This window comes from Pseudomonas sp. BIGb0164, from assembly GCF_024810135.1.
Taxonomy (GTDB): Bacteria; Pseudomonadota; Gammaproteobacteria; order Pseudomonadales; family Pseudomonadaceae; genus Aquipseudomonas.
Genome location: NZ_JANUEA010000003.1, coordinates 316,654 through 334,024, shown reverse-complemented (window position 1 = coordinate 334,024; position 17,371 = coordinate 316,654). Strand labels below are relative to the sequence as shown.

The window sequence follows — 17,371 nt, the reverse complement described above, 5'->3', positions numbered from 1 at the left end:
CCGTATTCGCGAGCAAGCCCGCTCCCACATTTTGACCCTATTTCAAGTTGCTATCGGGCGGGCAGCAATTTCAGGGTGCCGCGCGTATTCGCCGTCACTTCCTCGTCACTGAAATGCGCCTGCTCATACCCGCCCTCGATGTACGTCTCCGCCTGATCCCCATAATGCGCATCAAACGGCACCCCGCTTTGCCCCACCGGGTTGATGGTGAGGGCGTGGGCCGGGTCGGCGAAGTCGATCAGGCGGCGGGTCGACGGGCCGTAGGTCACGGGCCACGGCGCCGGGCCGATCATGGCGGATTGGTTGTTGGGCACTTCGTGGGTGCCCGGCGCAGGGAACGGGCCGACGTTGAACACCTTGTCCAATGGCTTCTGCGTGCCCAGCGGGTGGCCGTGGGTCAGGGTGTGCGCCTTGCCCCATTGCCATTGGCTGGAGTCATCGCCGAAGGTGGCTTTGAGGTGCGCCAGGCTGTTGTCCCAGGCGAGCTTGACGGTGTCGGCGCGCTTGCCATCCCACCACGGCGAATCCGGCGTGGCTGCCAGGCGTGGCAGGGCGGCGTCGATCACGCGGGTGCCGAGCAGGGTCTTGAACAGGGCGTCGCCCAGCTTGGGGTGGAAGGCGGCGTCGGTGAGGTTGAACAGGAACTGGTTGAACAGCGTGGCACTGGTGGAGTCCAGCGGGTAGTCGCCTTTCCAGGCGGCCAGTTGCTCCACCAGCTTGAGCTGCGCCGGGTCCTTGACCACGTCGCGCAATACCGGCAACAGCGGCGCCAGCAACCGAGGGCCGTAGGCGGTGGTGGTGCCTAGCTGCAGTGCCTGGCTGTTGTTCACGTCCCACTTCACGCTCTTGTCGCTCAACTGCTCGTTCAACTGTTGGCCACGATCGGGCAGGTTGTAATAGCCCGGAATCTCCATGCCCGTGGGCGAGACCGGCTGGGCATTGGCCGACACCACATAACCGCGCGCCGGGTTTTCTTCCTGGGGGTTGGCGCTGAAGGGGTAGAAGCCCAGCTTGTCGGCCTGGGCGGTGCTGCCGTCGAGGATGAACCCGGCATTGGCACCCGCCGGGCGGATCGGCAACTGCGCTGCCGCCCACCAGCCGATATCGCCCTTGGCGTTCGCCCACACGATGTTCAGGCCCGGCGCGGACACCTTGGCCGCTGCCGCCCGGGCCTTGGCCAGGGTGTCGGCACGGTTGAGCTGGTAGAACCCTTCGAGGATCGGGTTTTGGGTATCGAGGAAGGCCCACCACATGGCAATCGGCGTCTTGCCGGCGTTCTCACCCAGCACGTCATTGACGATCGGGCCGTGGGGCGACTGACGTAGGGTGATGGTCACCGGCGCCTGGCCTTTCACGGCAATCTGCTGCTCGCTGGTGGTCATGTTCACCCATTGGTCGTGGTACCAGACCTGGTTGGGGTTGTCCGGGTTGACCTTCTCGGCGATCAGGTCGAGGTCATCGTTCTGGAACATGGTCAGGCTCCAACCGAAGTCTAGGTTGTGCCCCAGGAACGCCACCGGCACCAGCGCGTTGTGATAGCCGTACAACTCAAACCCCGGCGCCGACAGTTGCGCCTCGTACCACACCGACGGCACCGAAAAGCGAATGTGCGGGTCGCCCGCCAGCAACGGCTTGCCGCTCTTGGTGCGGCTGCCGCTGATGGCCCAGGCGTTGCTGCCTTCGAACTGCGGCAAGCCATTTTCGGCCAGGGCCTGCTCGCTGAGAGAGGCCAGGGCGCCGAGGTTTTGCCAGTCGCTGGCAGCCAGGTTCAGCGCGCCCTTGGGTTGCCAGTCCAGGTCGAAGACTTTCAGGTAGTCGCTGCCCAGTTGGTCGCGTACGTAAGTCAGCAGGGGTTCGGTGCGAAACGCGGCGGCAAAGCTGTAGGCCATGTAGCCGGCGACGCTGATGGTGTCTTCAGCGGTAAACGGCCGCTTGGGGATACCCAGCACGTCGAATTCCATGGGGCTGGCGTGGCTGTCCTGATACTGGTTGATCCCGTCCAGGTAGGCTTGCAGTGCCTTCCACGCAGGCGAGTCGTGGTCCAGCTGTTCCACGTAACTCAAGGCGCGTTCGCGAATGCGCAGGCTGCGAAACAGCTTGTCGGTGTCCAGCAGCTTGGGGCCGAGCACTTCGGCCAGTTCGCCCCGGGCCAGGCGCCGCATGATTTCCATCTGGAACAGGCGGTCCTGGGCGTGCACATAGCCCAGGGCACGGTACAGGTCGGTCTCGTTCTCGGCGCGGATATGCGGCACGCCCCGGTCGTCGTAGCGCACCGTAACCGAGCCTTGCAGGCCGGCCAGCGTGACCGTGCCCTGGCGGGTGGGTTGCTTGCTGTACACGTACCAACCGCCCGCGAAGGCGAGCAGCACCACCAGAACCGCGAAAACCTGCAAGACGCGCTTCATGAACATTCCTTACCAAGAGTGAGGGTAACGGCTACAGATCCTTAGGCCACGAACAATAGCAGCCCACCGCCAGGGTGTGCGTGGCATTCACCTCGCGTCCGGCTTCAAGGGCTTTGAGGATCGGCTCGATAAAACTGTTGCTGGAATTGCACGTCAGCCCTTCGCTGTAGGGCCCGAAATACGCGAGCTTGCCGCTGCGGTCCCAGATACCCACGGCGGGGCTGGCGGGCACCTGGTCGGCGCCGGACAGGACGGTGAGGGTTTTCATCTGGCGCAGGTTGTCGGGCAGCTTGCCGTGGCTGCCGGCTTTTTGCAGCGCATAGAACTGGACGCCGTGGGGCGCGTATTGCTCGATCAGCTCGCCCAGGTGTTGCTGGTTGCCGACATTGCACGGGCAAGCCGGGTCCCAGAAATGCACCAGGCGAATCGGACCCGGGCCGCTCAGCCCGGCGGGCAGGCGCAGGGCATCACCGGAAAACACCGCCGTGTGCTCGCTGAAGGCCCGCAGGTAGCGGCCCTGGAACCAGTCGTAGGCCGCCCACAGCACGCCGGCGCAGATGATCAGGATCAGGCTGGCGAACAAGGCAGTACGGTAAGGCTGTCGCATTCAGATCAATCCTCGAAGGTCGCGTAGCTTGCCATGCTTGTCCTGACAGATGAATATCGCAGCTCGATATTCATCTTCGCCGTCAGTCTGGAACCCTTTATGCCCGTCACCTTTGACCCCGATCATCTGCGCGACAGCTTGCGCCCCCTGGTGGATGCGCAACCGCTCAGTGCCGAGGCGCGGGTCTACCAGCGTTTCTACGGGCTCGACCTGGCCAAGCGCACGGTGCCTGCGGTGAGCCGCCTGGGGCGCTTCGAGGTCGACGGTTTCGAGGTGGTGGCGCAGGTCTGGTGGCCAAAGGCGCCGGTGGCGACGATGTTCCTGTTCCATGGTTTCTACGACCACATGGGGCTGTACCGCAACGTGGTGGGCTGGGCGTTGGACCAGGGCTTCGTGGTGATCGCCTGCGACCTGCCGGGCCATGGCCTGTCCAGTGGCGCGCGGGCCAGCATCAATGATTTTTCGGTGTATCAGGACGTGGTCCAGGCGCTGTTTGCCCAGGCATCGGCCCTGCAATTGCCCCAACCCTGGCACCTGTTCGGGCAAAGCACCGGCGGGGCGGTGGTGGTGGATCACCTGCTCAACCATGGCGTCGACAGCCCGGCCCAGGGCAAGACCTTCCTGCTGTCACCGCTGGTACGGCCGCGTGCGTGGGGCTGGTCGCAGGTCAGCTATTACCTGCTGCGCCCGTTTGTAAAAGGCATTGCGCGGCGGTTCAGCGAGAACACCAACGACCCCGCGTTCAAGCCGTTCCTGGAAGCCGACCCGCTGCAGCCGCGCCAACTGCCCACCGCCTGGGTGGGCGCGCTCGCCCGCTGGATCAAGCGCATCGAAGCCGCACCGCGCAGCCCACGGCGGCCGGTGATTATCCAGGGGGAGGAGGACATGACGGTGGACTGGCAGCACAACCTGCAGGTGCTGCGGGGCAAGTTCAACCAGCCTGAGGTGCTGATGCTGCCGCGTGGCAGGCATCACCTGGCCAATGAGATTCCCGAGATTCGTGAAGAGTATTTCCGGTATCTAACAGCCCACCTGAAATAACACCGCCCCTGTGTAGGAGCCGGCAAGCCAGCGCCTACAAGGCGGGTTATTGCGACAGGCTTGAGGTGCTTTGGCCGACCGCCAGGCCGGCGCGAATGGCCGCCAACGCTGCCTGGTAATACGCCTTGCCTTCCGGCGACTCGGCAAACGTGGCGAATTCTTCCAGCTCCGGGTCGGACAAATCCCGATAGACGTACAGCAGCGTGTTGTTCAGGTCATTGCCGATCTGCTGCATCAACCGCTCGCGCTGACCGTTCAGCATGCCTTGGGCCTGACCGCCCCCCAGCAGGCCGGGGATCATCTGGCTCAGGCTGTCGGCGGCCACACCGGCAATCGCCAGGCTGACCTCGGCGCCCGCTTCGCGTGCCGGCAGCGCCTGGGCCAGGTGGCCGATGATCAGGCTACGGGTGGCGTCGGCTTCAATTTTCGGCAGGCCTTGGGCGTTCTTTGCCAGTTGGTCACGGCGGGTGGCGAGCAGCTCGGCGGCGACAATCTTGCGGCCCAGGGGCGACTGGAAAAACGCCAGGGCGGGCTTGGGGTCCGCCAGGTTCTTGCGCAGTTGCGCCTCGGCGCGCTGGTCCACGGCCTGGGCGGCGAAGCGTTTATTGCTGTTGTCCACCAGTGCCTGGTACACCGCTGGCGGCAGACTATTGCGATAGCGTTGCTGGGCGGCACTCAGGGCGTCATTGAAATGCGCACGTTGTTCGGCCCAGCCGGCGACCTTGTACAACTGGTCATGGCCGTCTGCCCAAGCGGGCAAAACGCAGAACATCAGCACGGAAAAAAACAAACGACGCATATGGACTCCTGTCAGTCGGCCACTATTGTCCGTGTCGGGCGTAGGATTTGTCGAGAAATCCTATAGGTCACCTGACTAAAGTGTATTCAGACGCTCGGCGGCTCTGTCGGATTCACAGGCGTATGGATACTATGCGCGCCATGCAAATTCCCCTCGATCACTCGCTGTTGCAACGTATTGTCGACGACCTCGCCGAAAAAGGCTGGTCCCGGCAGGACGGCTTCCTGCCCCAGGCTCTGACCCTGGAATTGGCGGCTGAGTGCCGTAAACGTAAAGCCGAAGGTGAGTTGGCACCGGCTGCGGTCGGGCGCGGCCCGGCCCAGGAGATCCGCGAGGGGATTCGCGGTGACCATATCCAGTGGCTGGAAGAGGGCGATGCTGCTGTCTGCGGCACCTACATGGGCTTGATGGACGGCCTGCGCCAGGCGATGAATCGCGACCTGTTCCTGGGCCTTGAGGATTTCGAAAGCCACTTTGCGATGTACCCGCCAGGAGCGTTCTACCTAAAACATGTGGACCGCTTTCGCGACGATGACCGGCGCATGGTGTCGGCAGTGGTCTATTTGAATGATGCCTGGCTGCCCGAACACGGCGGCCAGTTGCGCATGTACCTCAAGGACGGCGCAGAGTACGACGTAGACCCCAACGGCGGTTGCCTCGTGGTGTTCCTGTCGGGCGAGGTGCCCCACGAAGTCTTGCCGGCGACGCGTGAGCGGCTGTCCCTCACGGGCTGGTTCCGTCGGCGTGGCAACGAGCCGTTTTAACCATGGAAAAGATCCTCGTCAGCCGCTGCCTGCTCGGGCACAAGGTGCGCTACGACGGCGCTGGCAGCGGGCCGTTCGATCAGTTGGCCGCATGGCAGGCCGAGGGGCGGGTGGTCGCGATCTGTCCGGAAGTGGCGGGTGGGTTGCCCACCCCCAGGCCTGCGGCCGAAATCCCGGGCGGGCAAGGGCTGGATGTGTGGGAAGGCCGTGCCCGGGTGCTGACCGCCGACGGCGAGGATTTCAGCGAGGCGTTTCTCGACGGTGCCCGCCAGGCCCTGGCGCTGGTGCAGCAACACAATATCCGTATCGCCATTCTCAAGGCCAATAGCCCGTCGTGCGGCAACCTGCTGACCTATGACGGCACATTCTCGGGGGTGAAGGTGAGCGGCGAGGGGGTGACGGCGGCGCTGCTCAAGCGCCATGGCGTGCACGTCTTCAGCGAGTTGGAACTCCCCCAAGCCGCCCAGGCACTCAACAACCTGTAGGCGCCGGCTTGCCGGCGATGAGGCCCTTAAGGTTTGCGAACAACTTGAGGCCGCTATCGCCGGCAAGCCGGCTCCTACAGCGTGTTATTGGGTCTTGGCGACGGGCTCGTTTTCAAACCACTTTTGCGTCAGCGCCTTCAAGCGGCCATCGGCCTTGATGTGCTGCAGCGCCTTGTCCAGGCTATTTTTGAAGGCCGGGTTGCCTTTATGGAATGGAATCGCCAGTTCAGGTGTTTCCTTATAAGCCTCACTGAAATCGAACCGATCCCGCAGCTCGGCAGTCATAGCGATATGGTTGATGGCCACGTCGTACTTGCCGGTTTCCACGCCGGGTAGCAGGTCGCTGTCGTCGGTGGTGATGAATGAGGGGCGCACGTCCATTTCCTTGGCCAGTTGTTCACCCAGCTCCACTTCAAAGCCGGTGAGTTTGTCGCCGTCCTTGAAGTTAAAGGGTGGGGTGTTGGCTTCGAGGGCGATACGCAGTTCGCCGCGATCGAACACATCGTCGATCAACTCGGCATGAGCCAGAGGGCTCAGGAAGGAAAGCAAAAGTACAAGGTCAGGCGAAAGGCGCATGGTCACTCCTAAAGTATTCATCTGTGCGAGGCGCCGTTCAGCATCGCTTTGCTATGGTGTGTTGAGTGCCTTGGACAGCAATTTGCCGCGAAGTTGTCATAACCCAACAGATTTCCTGGAAAAACTGGAGAAGCGAATGAAAGCCCTTTTGTCCCGAGCAACGATTGCCAGCCTGCTGCTGGGTGCTTCAATGTTGGCCACCGCCGCCGACGGTATCCCGCGCAGTGCTCCACCTGAAGGCGCCAAGGTGTTTATCGTTTCGCCAAAAGACGGCGCCACCGTCGACAAGACCTTCACCGTCAAATTCGGCATGGAAGGCTTGAAACTGGCTCCGGCCACTGACCAGACCCCAGGCACCGGCCACCACCACTTGCTGGTCGACCAGAAAGAACTGCCTGACGCCAGCGTGCCAATCCCGGCCACCGACACCGTGATCCACTACGGCAAGGCCCAGACCGAAACCGAACTGACCCTCACCCCAGGCAAGCACACCTTGCAACTGGTGGCGGGCGACAAACTGCACATGCAGTTCAACCCGACTGTAGCGTCCAAAGTGATCACGGTTAACGTTAAGTAAGATTTGTTCAGATGAAAAAAAGGGAGCCCCTGAGGGCTCCCTTTTTTATGGTGCAGGTGAAACCTTAGAACAACACGCGGCTACGAATCGTGCCGTTGATGTGCTGCAGCTTCTCTTGCGCCAGGTCCGAGTACTCGGCGTCGACGTCGATTACCACGTAGCCAACCTTCTCGTTGGTCTGCAGGAACTGACCAGAGATGTTGATGCCGTTTTCCGCGAAGACCTTGTTGATCTCCATCATCACGCCAGGAATGTTCTGGTGGATGTGCAGCAGGCGGTGCTTGCCAGGGTGAGCCGGCAGGGCCACTTCCGGGAAGTTCACGGACGATACGGAAGTACCGTTGTCGCTGTACTTGACCAGCTTCTCCGACACTTCCAGGCCGATGTTGGCCTGGGCTTCAGCGGTGGAGCCGCCGATGTGCGGGGTCAGGATCACGTTGTCCAGGCCGCGCAGCGGGCTTTCGAAGATGTCGTCGTTGGAGCGTGGCTCCACCGGGAACACGTCGATGGCGGCGCCGATCAGGTGCTTGTCCTTGATCGCGTCGGCCAGGGCGTCCAGCTCGACCACGGTGCCACGTGCTGCGTTGATCAGGATGCCGCCTTTCTTGATGGCGCGGATTTCCTTCTCGCCGATCATCCACTGGGTCTCAGCGGTTTCCGGAACGTGCAGGGTGACGATGTCGGACATGCCCAGCAGTTCGGTCAGGCTGGCCACTTGGGTGGCGTTGCCCAATGGCAGCTTGGTCAGGGTGTCGTAGAAGAACACCTGCATGCCCAGGCCCTCAGCCAGGACCGACAGTTGAGTACCGATCGAACCGTAACCGACGATACCCAGCTTCTTGCCACGGATTTCGAAGGAGTTGGCCGCGCTCTTGATCCAGCCGCCACGGTGGCAGGAAGCGTTCTTCTCAGGGATGCCGCGCAGCAGCAGGATGGCCTCGGCCAGCACCAGCTCCGCAACGGAACGGGTGTTGGAGTACGGTGCGTTGAACACCGCGATGCCGCGCTCGCGCGCTGCGTTGAGGTCGACCTGGTTGGTGCCGATGCAGAAACAGCCAACCGCCACGAGTTTCTTGGCGTGATCGAAGATCTCTTCGGTCAGCTGAGTGCGGGAGCGAATGCCGATAAAGTGCGCGTCGGCGATCTTTTCCTTTAACTGGGCTTCCGGCAGAGAACTGGTGATGTACTCAATGCTGGTGTACCCGGCGGCTTTCAGAACGTCGACAGCCGATGGGTGGACGCCTTCCAGAAGAAGGAACTTGATCTTGCTCTTATCGAGAGAAGTCTTGCTCATCTGCGTAAACCTGTATCCCGGAGAAAAATGGCAGGGAATCGGATCGCTTAAGCTGACCCGGACGGCAGGAAAGCCGTCACCGCAGAAACGCCCTTGGGCTCTGTCCTGCGGGGGCGGTATGCTAGCATACGCGCCCCGCTAAACACTCATTCCTGCGACGTGAAGCGTTCTCAGGATGACCATGAATTGTTCGAGAGTTCTGTCGATGACCCATCCTGCCCTGATTGATGAGCTAAAGACCCTGGTTGAGCCTGGCAAAGTGCTGACCGATGCAGACTCCCTGGAGGCTTACGGCAAGGATTGGACCAAGCATTTCGCCCCCGCACCCACGGCCATCGTCTTCCCCAAGACCATCGAGCAGGTGCAGGCCATCGTCCGTTGGGCCAATGAACACAAGGTGGCGCTGGTGCCATCCGGTGGGCGTACCGGCCTGTCGGCAGCCGCTGTGGCGGCCAATGGCGAGGTGGTGGTGTCGTTCGACTACATGAACCAGATCCTCGACGTGAACCTCACCGACCGCACCGCCGTGTGCCAGCCGGGCGTGGTCACCAAGCAGTTGCAGAACGTCGCCGAAGAAAAAGGCTTGTACTACCCGGTGGACTTCGCGTCGTCCGGTTCGAGCCAGATTGGCGGCAATATCGGCACCAATGCCGGCGGGATCAAGGTTATTCGCTACGGCATGACCCGCAACTGGGTGGCTGGCATGAAGGTCGTCACCGGCAAGGGTGATGTGCTGGAGCTGAACCGCGACCTGATCAAGAACGCCACCGGCTATGACATGCGCCAGCTGTTCATCGGCGCCGAAGGCACCCTGGGCTTCGTGGTGGAAGCCACCATGCGCCTGGACCGTGCACCGAAAAACCTCACTGCCATGGTGCTGGGTACCACCGACTTCGACTCGATCATGCCGGTATTGCACGCGTTCCAGAGCAAGCTGGACCTGACCGCTTTTGAATTCTTCTCCGACAAGGCCCTGGCCAAGGTCCTCGGTCGTGGTGACGTGCCGGCGCCGTTCGAGACCGAATGCCCGTTCTACGCCCTGCTGGAATTCGAAGCCACTACCGAAGAAGTCGCCAACCACGCCCTGGAAACCTTCGAACACTGCGTGGAGCAGGGCTGGGTGCTGGACGGCGTGATGAGCCAGAGCGAAACCCAACTGCACAACCTGTGGAAACTGCGCGAGTACATCTCCGAGACCATTTCCCACTGGACCCCGTACAAGAACGATATTTCGGTCACTGTCTCCAAAGTCCCAGCGTTCTTGCAGGAAATCGACGCGATCGTCGGCGAACACTACCCGGATTTCGAAATCGTCTGGTTCGGCCACATTGGCGACGGCAACCTGCACCTGAACATCCTCAAGCCGGAAAACCTGAGCAAGGATGAGTTCTTCGCCAAGTGCGCCACCGTGAACAAGTGGGTGTTCGAAACCGTCGAGAAGTACAACGGCTCGATCTCCGCGGAGCACGGCGTGGGCATGACCAAGCGTGATTACCTGACCTACAGCCGTTCGCCGGTGGAAATCGAGTACATGAAAGCCGTGAAAGCCGTGTTCGACCCGAACGGGATCATGAACCCTGGCAAGATCTTCGCTGTTTAATCGCCCCTGAAGGAGTCGTTCCATGAGCTACCAGCACAAGTATGTCGACGGCACCAACATCCACTTTCCCCTGGGTAAAGTGGTGTGCATCGGGCGTAACTACGCCGAACATGCCAAGGAACTGGACAACCCGGTACCGACCGAGCCGCTGCTGTTCATCAAGCCTGGCAGTTGCGTGGTCGCGCTGGAAGGCGGCTTCGCCATCCCGACCGAGCGCGGTTCGGTGCACTACGAGGCGGAAATCGCGGTATTGATCGGCAAGCCGTTGTCGACCAAGCCGAGCCGTGAAGAAGTGCTGGACGCCATCTCCGGTTTCGCCCCGGCCCTGGACCTGACCCTGCGCGACAAGCAGGCCGAGCTGAAAGCCAAGGGCCTGCCGTGGGAAATCGCCAAGTCCTTTGACGGCGCGGCGGTGATTGCACCCTTCGTGGTGGGCAGCACCTTCCCGGACGTGACCGATATCGGCATCCGCCTGACCATCAACGGTGAGGTTCGCCAGGACGGCAACAGCGCGATCATGCTCAACCCGATCATTCCGATGATCCAGTACATGGCCGGTTGCTTCTCGCTGCAGGCCGGCGACGTGATCCTCACCGGCACCCCGGTGGGCGTGGGCCCGCTGAATGTCGGCGACGAGCTGGTGCTGGAACTGCCAGGCGTCAGCCGCTTCGAAAGCCACGTTCGCTAAACCCCTCTCCCTTCGTAGGAACCGGCTTGCCGGCGATAGCATCACCTCGGTGTAACTGACAGACCGAGCTGCCCGCATCGCAGGCAAGCCAGCTCCCAGAGGGGTTTGTGTTCATCCTCAAGCATCGTTCTTTGCATTTTTTTCACACGCCATCCGGATAATCCTTAGCCTTCAGCACGCGGGCCCGTTGATCCTGTGCTATCACCTTAAGCTGACTTTCTGGAAAAGCGCTCAATGGCCGTGCCTCTGCCTTCCGCCACACCCCAGCCCCGCTCCCGTTTTGCCCTGCGTTGGTATTCCTGGCTGTTCCTGGCGGGGGCCATCGTCTATGGCGTTTCGTGGGCGATGCATTGGGACGATCGCGGCGTGTTGTGGGTGATGGAGCGCTTCGAAACCCAGGCAGAGCGCCAGGAAAGTGTGTGGCTGCCGGACTACCACGCGGTCATCGATGGCAAGTTGCTGCCCGGCATGGAGAAGGACGAAGCTTCGGATGTGTCCTATAACCCGCAGACCAAAACCCTGTTTTCCGTCATGGGCAAGAACCCTTTTCTTGTTGAGTTGAGCCTGCAAGGCGATGTGCTGCGCAAGATGCCGCTCAATGGCTGGAACAACCCGGAAGGCGTCACGGTGATGGAAAACGGCCAGATGGCCATCGTCGATGAGCGCATGCACACCCTGACGGTGGTCAAGGTCGACGCCAGCACCCAGCAACTGAACATCGCTGACTTCAAAAGCTACGACCTGGGCCCTTCCAAGGACCAGAACAAAGCCTTTGAAGGCGTCACCTGGGACAAGCGTAACCAGCACATTGTGCTCGGTGAAGAGCGCCCGCCCGCGCTGTTCACCTGGAAAAGCGATGGCAGCACGCTGACCGGCGACAAGCAAAAAGTCGCCACGACCGAGCTGGACATGCGCAACCTCTCTGCCCTGGCCGTCGACCCGCGCACGGGCCACTTGCTGGCACTGTCGGCCGACTCCCACTTGCTGATGGAGCTGGATGAAAAGGGCGAGCAAGTCAGTTTCATGACCTTGCTTGGCGGTTTCAACGGCCTCAAGAACACCATCCCCCGCGCCGAAGGCGTGACCATGGATGAAGACGGCACCCTGTACATGGTCAGTGAGCCCAACTTGTTCTACCGCTTCGAAAAGCAGAAGTAATCCGACGATTACGTCGGATAAGTCTCTATTAGCGGCATTCGCCAGACACTCCGCAGCGTTTAAGTTTAAATTCAGACGGGCGTGATATTCCTTCGCCACTTTTGACTTTGAGCCCGTCCGATGCGTCGATTTGCCCGCCCCAAACCCCTTCTATTCATGCTGGTGCTGATTGCCCTGATCAGCGCCGGGGCCTTTGCGCAGCACTTTCGCTTGTTCGAGCGTGCATGGTTCAACTGGCAGGCCTGGCGCCAGCCTGCCAATGAGCGTTCCATCGGCCTGGCGGATTACCGCGTCGCGGTCGAAGCGCGGGTGATCGAGGGCCTCGATAATGATGTCTCGGCGCTCACCTACGACCCGGTGCGCAAGAGCCTGTTTACCGTCACCAATAAAAATGCCGAGCTGATCGAGCTGTCCCTGGAGGGCAAGATCCTGCGGCGTATTGCGTTGGTGGGTTTTGGCGATGCCGAGGCGGTGGAGTTCATCAGCGACAACATTTATGTGATCAGCGACGAGCGCCAGCAGCGCTTGATCAAGGTGCATGTGGACGACGACACCCAGTTCCTCGACGCCGCCGATGCAGAGCAAATGACCCTGGGTGTGCATATTGGGGGCAACAAGGGCTTTGAAGGCCTGGCGTATGACTCGGTGGGCAAGCGGCTGTTTGTCGCCAAGGAGCGCGACCCGATGCTGATCTACGAGGTGCACGGGTTTCCCCATTTCAAGCCGGAAAAAACCTACTCAGTCCACGTGATCAACAACCCCAGGCGCGACGCCGGGCTGTTTGTGCGGGACCTGTCGAGCCTGCAGTACGACGAGCGCAGTGGCCACTTGCTGGCGCTGTCGGATGAGTCGTTCCTGGTGTTGGAACTGGATATTGACGGTCGCCCGTTGAGCAGCCTGTCTTTGCTCGCTGGGCGCCATGGCCTGAAAAAGCGTGTGCCGCAGGCGGAAGGGATCGCGATGGACGACGATGGCACGCTGTACCTGACCAGTGAGCCGAACCTGTTCTACGTCTTCAAGAAACCCAATCCCTGAAAACGCTGAATCACCCTGTAGGAACCGGCTTATGTGGGAGCGGGCTTGCTCGCGAATACGGTGGTTCAGCTACAGATGTATCAACTGATGCATCGCATTCGCGGGCAAGCCCGCTCCCACACAAGCCCGTTCCCACATTAGGTTTTGTGTCAGGCCTTGAGGGTTTTCACGCCTTCGGAAGTCCCCAGCAGCAGCACGTCGGCAGGGCGCGCCGCGAACAAGCCATTGGTCACCACGCCCACGATCGCGTTGATCTGGGTCTCCAGCTCCACAGGGTTGGTGATCTGCATATTGAACACGTCGAGGATAATGTTGCCGTTATCGGTCAACACGCCTTCGCGGTACACCGGGTCGCCGCCCAGTTTCACCAGTTCGCGGGCCACGTGGCTGCGGGCCATCGGGATCACTTCCACCGGCAGCGGGAATGCGCCGAGTACCGGCACCAGCTTGCTGGCGTCGGCGATGCAGATGAACGTCTTGGCCACGGCCGCGACGATCTTCTCGCGGGTCAGGGCCGCGCCGCCGCCTTTGATCAGGTTCAGGTGCGCGTCGCTTTCATCGGCGCCGTCGACGTAGAACTCCAGGTCGCTCACGGTGTTGAGCTCGTACACCGGAATACCGTGCCCCTTGAGGCGCGCGGCGGTGGCTTCGGAGCTGGCCACGGCGCCGTCGAAGGCGCCCTTGTGCTGGGCCAGTGCATCGATGAAGCAGTTGGCGGTGGAGCCGGTGCCGACACCGACGATGCTCTTGTCGTCGAGTTTAGGAAGGATTAAATCGACGGCGGCCTGGGCCACTGCCTGTTTGAGTTGATCCTGGGTCATGCGGGCTCCGGAACGGGCGGGGAGTTATCGAGGGCGGCGAGTATAACCCAACAAAACCTCGGGATTCGTGTGGTCGCCCGGCCAAAAGCCGGGTTAGACTCCTTGGCCCTGCCAAACCGTGAAAGTAGAAGCCCGCCGATGCTTGAACAGTACGTCAAAAAGATCCTCACCTCGCGCGTCTACGACGTTGCCGTAGAAACCCCGCTGCAGACCGCTCGCCAGCTCTCCGAGCGGCTGGGCAACACGGTCTGGCTCAAGCGCGAAGACTTGCAGCCGGTGTTCTCGTTCAAGATTCGCGGTGCCTACAACAAGTTGACCCAACTGAGCAGCGAAGAGCGCGCGCGCGGCGTGGTCACGGCCTCGGCGGGCAACCATGCCCAGGGCCTGGCCCTGGCGGCCAAGGTGCTGGGGGTCAAAGCCACCATCGTGATGCCCAAGACCACCCCGGAGATCAAGGTTGAAGGTGTACGCTCCCGTGGCGGCAAAGTGGTGCTGCATGGGGATTCCTTCCCGGAAGCCCTGGCCTACTCGCTGAAACTGGTCGACGAAAAAGGCTACGTCTACATTCACCCCTACGATGATCCGCACACCATTGCCGGGCAGGGCACCGTGGCGATGGAGATCCTGCGCCAGCACCCGGGGCCGCTGGACGCGATTTTCGTACCGGTGGGCGGCGGCGGGCTGATCGCCGGTATTGCGGCGTACGTGAAATACCTGCGCCCGGACATCAAGATCATCGGCGTCGAGCCCGACGACTCCAACTGCCTGCAAGCCGCGATGGCGGCGGGTGAGCGCGTGGTATTGCCGACCGTCGGTATTTTCGCCGACGGCGTGGCGGTGGCGCAGATCGGCCAGCACACCTTCGACATCTGCAAGGACTATGTGGATGAAGTGATCACCGTGAGCACCGATGAAATCTGTGCGGCGATCAAGGACATCTACGACGACACCCGCTCCATCACCGAGCCTGCGGGCGCCCTGGGCGTGGCCGGGATCAAGAAGTACGTCGAAACCCGCGGCGTGACCGGGCAAACCCTGGTGGCCATCGACTCGGGTGCCAACGTCAATTTCGACCGCCTGCGCCACGTGGCCGAGCGGGCCGAGCTGGGTGAGGGCCGCGAAGCCATCATCGCCGTGACCATTCCCGAGAAGCCGGGCAGCTTCAAGGCGTTCTGCGAAGCCGTGGGCAAGCGCCAGATCACCGAATTCAACTACCGCTACCACTCCGGCAGCGAGGCACACATCTTTGTTGGCGTGCAGACCCACCCGGAAAACGACCCGCGCAGCGCGCTGATCGCCAGCCTGACCAGCCAGGGTTTCCCGGTGCTGGACCTGACCGAAAACGAACTGGCCAAGCTGCACATTCGTCATATGGTCGGTGGGCACGCGGCCAAAGTCAGCGATGAAGTGGTGTTGCGTTTCGAGTTCCCCGAGCGCCCGGGCGCCTTGTTCAACTTTCTTAACAAATTGGGCGGGCGCTGGAACATCTCGATGTTCCACTATCGCAACCACGGCGCAGCCGACGGCCGTGTGGTCGCCGGCCTGCAAGTGCCGGCGGACGAGCGTCACCTGGTACCGGCAGCCCTGGAGGCCATCGGCTACCCGTACTGGGATGAAAGCGATAACCCGGCCTACACACTGTTCCTCGGTTGAGCGACTACGCTGATTGGGGCGGCCTATAAGGAAGACGAGACATGGAAACCCTGACCACCCTGAAAGTTATTCACATCGCGGCCACGGCGTTGCTGCTGCTCAGCGGCCTCGGCCTGGCGCTGCTGGCCTGGCGCAAACGCAGTGCCGGCGCGGCGGCGACCGTACAGCGGCCGTGGGCGTTCGTGTGGCTGTTGATGGGCGTGTGCGTGGTCAGCATGCCGTTTACCGGCTGGTGGCTGGTGCACCTGATCGGCTGGCCGTTGGGGCAGACCTGGATCCTGGGTTCCAGCATCCTTTACACCGTGGCGGCGCTGGCCTGGTTCTGGCTGGTGGCGCGGCTCAACCGCCTGCGCAAGGGCGAAGGCGGTAGCCTCAACTTCACGCTGGTGCTGGCGGTGGTCAGCCTGGTGGGGTTTGTGGCGATTGCCGGGCTGATGGGGGCCAAGCCGGTTTAAGGCTTGAGACCGAGTCGTCTGCATTCGCGAGCAAGCCCGCTCCCACACTCGACCGAGTACCAACATGAGCATGCGGTCAAAATGTGGGAGCGGGCTTGCTCGCGAAGGGGCCCTCAGTTACGCAGGGTAATCACCGGCCAGCCACGTTTCTCGGCCTCAGCCCGCAGATTCGGGTCCGGATCCACCGCCACTGCATGGGTCACCTGTTCCAGCAGTGGCAGGTCATTCATCGAATCGCTATAGAAGTAGCTGTCTTCCAGGCTGTACCCAGTCTCTTCCAGCCAACGGTTCAAACGCGTCACCTTGCCTTCGCGAAAGCACGGCACGTCGGTGCTGCGCCCGGTGTAGCGGCCGTTTTCCATCTCGCACTCGGTGGCGATCAGGGTGTCCACGCCCAGGCGTGCGGCAATCGGTGCGGTGACGAAGCGGTTGGTGGCGGTGATGATCACCAGCTTGTCGCCGGCGGCGCGGTGCTTGGCCAGCAGCTCTGCAGCCAGGGGCAGCATCAGCGCGTCGATGCAATCGCGCATGAAATCGTTGTGCCACTCGTCAAGTTGGGCCATCTCGGTGCGCCCGAGGATCTCCAGGCTGAAGTTCAGGTAGGCGGCATTGTCCAGCTTGCCGGCCAGGTAATCCTGGTAGAACTCGTCGTTGCGGGCCTTGTAGGCCACCGGGTCGAGAATCCCGCGTTCACAGAGGTAATCGCCCCAGGCGTGATCGCTGTCACCGCCGAGGAGGGTGTTGTCCAAGTCGAATAAAGCCAGGCGCATTGCAGTTACTCGCTGAAAAGTCTGTAAAAAGGCGTCCAGAATACGGTCTTTTCACAAGAGTGCACATAAGGTAAGAAGCCTCGTTGCCGCTTGATCAACCTTTGTGGAACAATGCGGCGACATGCGTTTGCGAGGTTGTTGCCGTGATCGACCCCGATGGTTTCCGTCCTAATGTCGGGATTATTCTTACGAATGATGCCGGACAGGTGCTATGGGCTCGCCGAATCAACCAAGATGCCTGGCAGTTTCCTCAAGGCGGAATCAACCCCGACGAAACCCCTGAAGACGCCTTGTACCGTGAGTTGAATGAAGAAGTCGGCCTGGAGCGCGAAGATGTGCAAATTCTGGCCTGCACCCGAGGCTGGTTGCGCTATCGTTTGCCGCAACGCCTGGTGCGTACCCACAGCCAGCCGCTGTGCATCGGCCAGAAGCAGAAATGGTTTCTCCTGCGCCTGATCTCCAACGAGCAGCGGGTGCGGATGGATTTGACCGGTAAACCGGAGTTCGATGGCTGGCGCTGGGTCAGCTATTGGTACCCGTTGGGCCAGGTGGTGACATTCAAGCGCGAAGTTTATCGTCGCGCTCTCAAAGAGCTTGCCCCGCGCCTTTTAGCGCGCGACTGACGACGGAGTTCGACCCCGAG

General features: G+C 61.5%; 18 protein-coding genes. 11 read left to right on the top strand and 7 right to left on the bottom strand.

From position 1 onward, the window contains the following. Window positions 1-50: 50 nt before the first annotated feature. Window positions 51-2,405 carry a penicillin acylase family protein gene (locus tag M2394_RS09365; protein ID WP_259172331.1) on the bottom strand — a complete coding sequence of 785 codons (2,355 nt, stop codon included), beginning with the start codon at window positions 2,403-2,405 and terminating at the stop codon, window positions 51-53. A gap of 31 nt (window positions 2,406-2,436) precedes the next feature. Then, window positions 2,437-3,012, bottom strand: a complete 576-nt coding sequence (locus M2394_RS09360) for a DUF6436 domain-containing protein (protein WP_259172330.1) — start codon at window positions 3,010-3,012, stop codon at window positions 2,437-2,439. 99 nt (window positions 3,013-3,111) lie between these two features. Between M2394_RS09360 and M2394_RS09355 the strand changes: the two genes are divergently transcribed. After that, on the top strand, window positions 3,112-4,053 hold the full coding sequence (locus M2394_RS09355) for an alpha/beta hydrolase (protein WP_259172329.1): 942 nt from the start codon (window positions 3,112-3,114) through the stop codon (window positions 4,051-4,053). Window positions 4,054-4,099: 46 nt separating this feature from the next. On the opposite strand, the gene M2394_RS09350 is transcribed toward M2394_RS09355, so the two are convergent. Beyond that, on the bottom strand, window positions 4,100-4,852 hold the full coding sequence (locus tag M2394_RS09350; RefSeq protein ID WP_178919983.1) for a DUF2059 domain-containing protein: 753 nt from the start codon (window positions 4,850-4,852) through the stop codon (window positions 4,100-4,102). Window positions 4,853-4,983: 131 nt separating this feature from the next. On the opposite strand from M2394_RS09350, the gene M2394_RS09345 reads away from it, so the two are divergent. Next, on the top strand, window positions 4,984-5,616 hold the full coding sequence (locus M2394_RS09345; protein ID WP_176996903.1) for a 2OG-Fe(II) oxygenase: 633 nt from the start codon (window positions 4,984-4,986) through the stop codon (window positions 5,614-5,616). A gap of 2 nt (window positions 5,617-5,618) precedes the next feature. Continuing rightward, window positions 5,619-6,101 carry a DUF523 domain-containing protein gene (locus M2394_RS09340; protein ID WP_178919984.1) on the top strand — a complete coding sequence of 161 codons (483 nt, stop codon included), beginning with the start codon at window positions 5,619-5,621 and terminating at the stop codon, window positions 6,099-6,101. Window positions 6,102-6,185: 84 nt separating this feature from the next. Here the strand turns inward: M2394_RS09340 and M2394_RS09335 are convergent, their stop codons facing one another. Then, on the bottom strand, window positions 6,186-6,677 hold the full coding sequence (locus tag M2394_RS09335; protein WP_259172328.1) for a transporter substrate-binding domain-containing protein: 492 nt from the start codon (window positions 6,675-6,677) through the stop codon (window positions 6,186-6,188). Between the two features lie 136 nt (window positions 6,678-6,813). On the opposite strand from M2394_RS09335, the gene M2394_RS09330 reads away from it, so the two are divergent. After that, window positions 6,814-7,254 carry a DUF4399 domain-containing protein gene (locus tag M2394_RS09330; protein ID WP_176996821.1) on the top strand — a complete coding sequence of 147 codons (441 nt, stop codon included), beginning with the start codon at window positions 6,814-6,816 and terminating at the stop codon, window positions 7,252-7,254. Between the two features lie 64 nt (window positions 7,255-7,318). Here the strand turns inward: M2394_RS09330 and serA are convergent, their stop codons facing one another. Further along, window positions 7,319-8,548 (bottom strand): phosphoglycerate dehydrogenase, encoded by a 1,230-nt coding sequence (gene serA, locus M2394_RS09325; protein ID WP_003195214.1) that lies wholly within the window; start codon window positions 8,546-8,548, stop codon window positions 7,319-7,321. Window positions 8,549-8,753: 205 nt separating this feature from the next. Here serA and M2394_RS09320 point away from each other — a divergent pair, with 205 nt between their 5' ends. From M2394_RS09320 to M2394_RS09305, 4 genes are all read left to right on the top strand, one after another. Further along, window positions 8,754-10,148 carry an FAD-binding oxidoreductase gene (locus M2394_RS09320; RefSeq protein ID WP_176996820.1) on the top strand — a complete coding sequence of 465 codons (1,395 nt, stop codon included), beginning with the start codon at window positions 8,754-8,756 and terminating at the stop codon, window positions 10,146-10,148. 22 nt (window positions 10,149-10,170) lie between these two features. Then, window positions 10,171-10,836 carry a fumarylacetoacetate hydrolase family protein gene (locus M2394_RS09315; RefSeq protein WP_176996819.1) on the top strand — a complete coding sequence of 222 codons (666 nt, stop codon included), beginning with the start codon at window positions 10,171-10,173 and terminating at the stop codon, window positions 10,834-10,836. A gap of 234 nt (window positions 10,837-11,070) precedes the next feature. After that, a complete protein-coding gene (locus M2394_RS09310; RefSeq protein ID WP_259172323.1) occupies window positions 11,071-11,994 on the top strand; it encodes an SdiA-regulated domain-containing protein in 924 nt (307 codons plus the stop codon). Window positions 11,995-12,114: 120 nt separating this feature from the next. After that, entirely contained in the window at window positions 12,115-13,029 is a 915-nt protein-coding gene (locus tag M2394_RS09305) for an SdiA-regulated domain-containing protein (protein WP_178919987.1), read from the top strand. A gap of 149 nt (window positions 13,030-13,178) precedes the next feature. On the opposite strand, the gene rpiA is transcribed toward M2394_RS09305, so the two are convergent. Beyond that, window positions 13,179-13,850: a ribose-5-phosphate isomerase RpiA gene (rpiA, locus tag M2394_RS09300; RefSeq protein WP_017253881.1), complete on the bottom strand. Its 672-nt coding sequence runs from the start codon at window positions 13,848-13,850 to the stop codon at window positions 13,179-13,181. Between the two features lie 108 nt (window positions 13,851-13,958). Here rpiA and ilvA point away from each other — a divergent pair, with 108 nt between their 5' ends. Further along, a complete protein-coding gene (gene ilvA / locus M2394_RS09295; RefSeq protein WP_256732832.1) occupies window positions 13,959-15,503 on the top strand; it encodes a threonine ammonia-lyase, biosynthetic in 1,545 nt (514 codons plus the stop codon). A 41-nt stretch (window positions 15,504-15,544) separates the two neighbouring features. Continuing rightward, on the top strand, window positions 15,545-15,958 hold the full coding sequence (locus M2394_RS09290) for a DUF2269 family protein (protein ID WP_178919989.1): 414 nt from the start codon (window positions 15,545-15,547) through the stop codon (window positions 15,956-15,958). Between the two features lie 113 nt (window positions 15,959-16,071). Here the strand turns inward: M2394_RS09290 and M2394_RS09285 are convergent, their stop codons facing one another. Beyond that, complete coding sequence (locus M2394_RS09285; protein WP_259172315.1) at window positions 16,072-16,728, bottom strand: HAD family phosphatase; 657 nt, start codon at window positions 16,726-16,728, stop codon at window positions 16,072-16,074. Between the two features lie 143 nt (window positions 16,729-16,871). Here M2394_RS09285 and M2394_RS09280 point away from each other — a divergent pair, with 143 nt between their 5' ends. Further along, a complete protein-coding gene (locus M2394_RS09280; protein ID WP_003176750.1) occupies window positions 16,872-17,351 on the top strand; it encodes an RNA pyrophosphohydrolase in 480 nt (159 codons plus the stop codon). The last annotated feature ends 20 nt before the right edge of the window (window positions 17,352-17,371 follow it).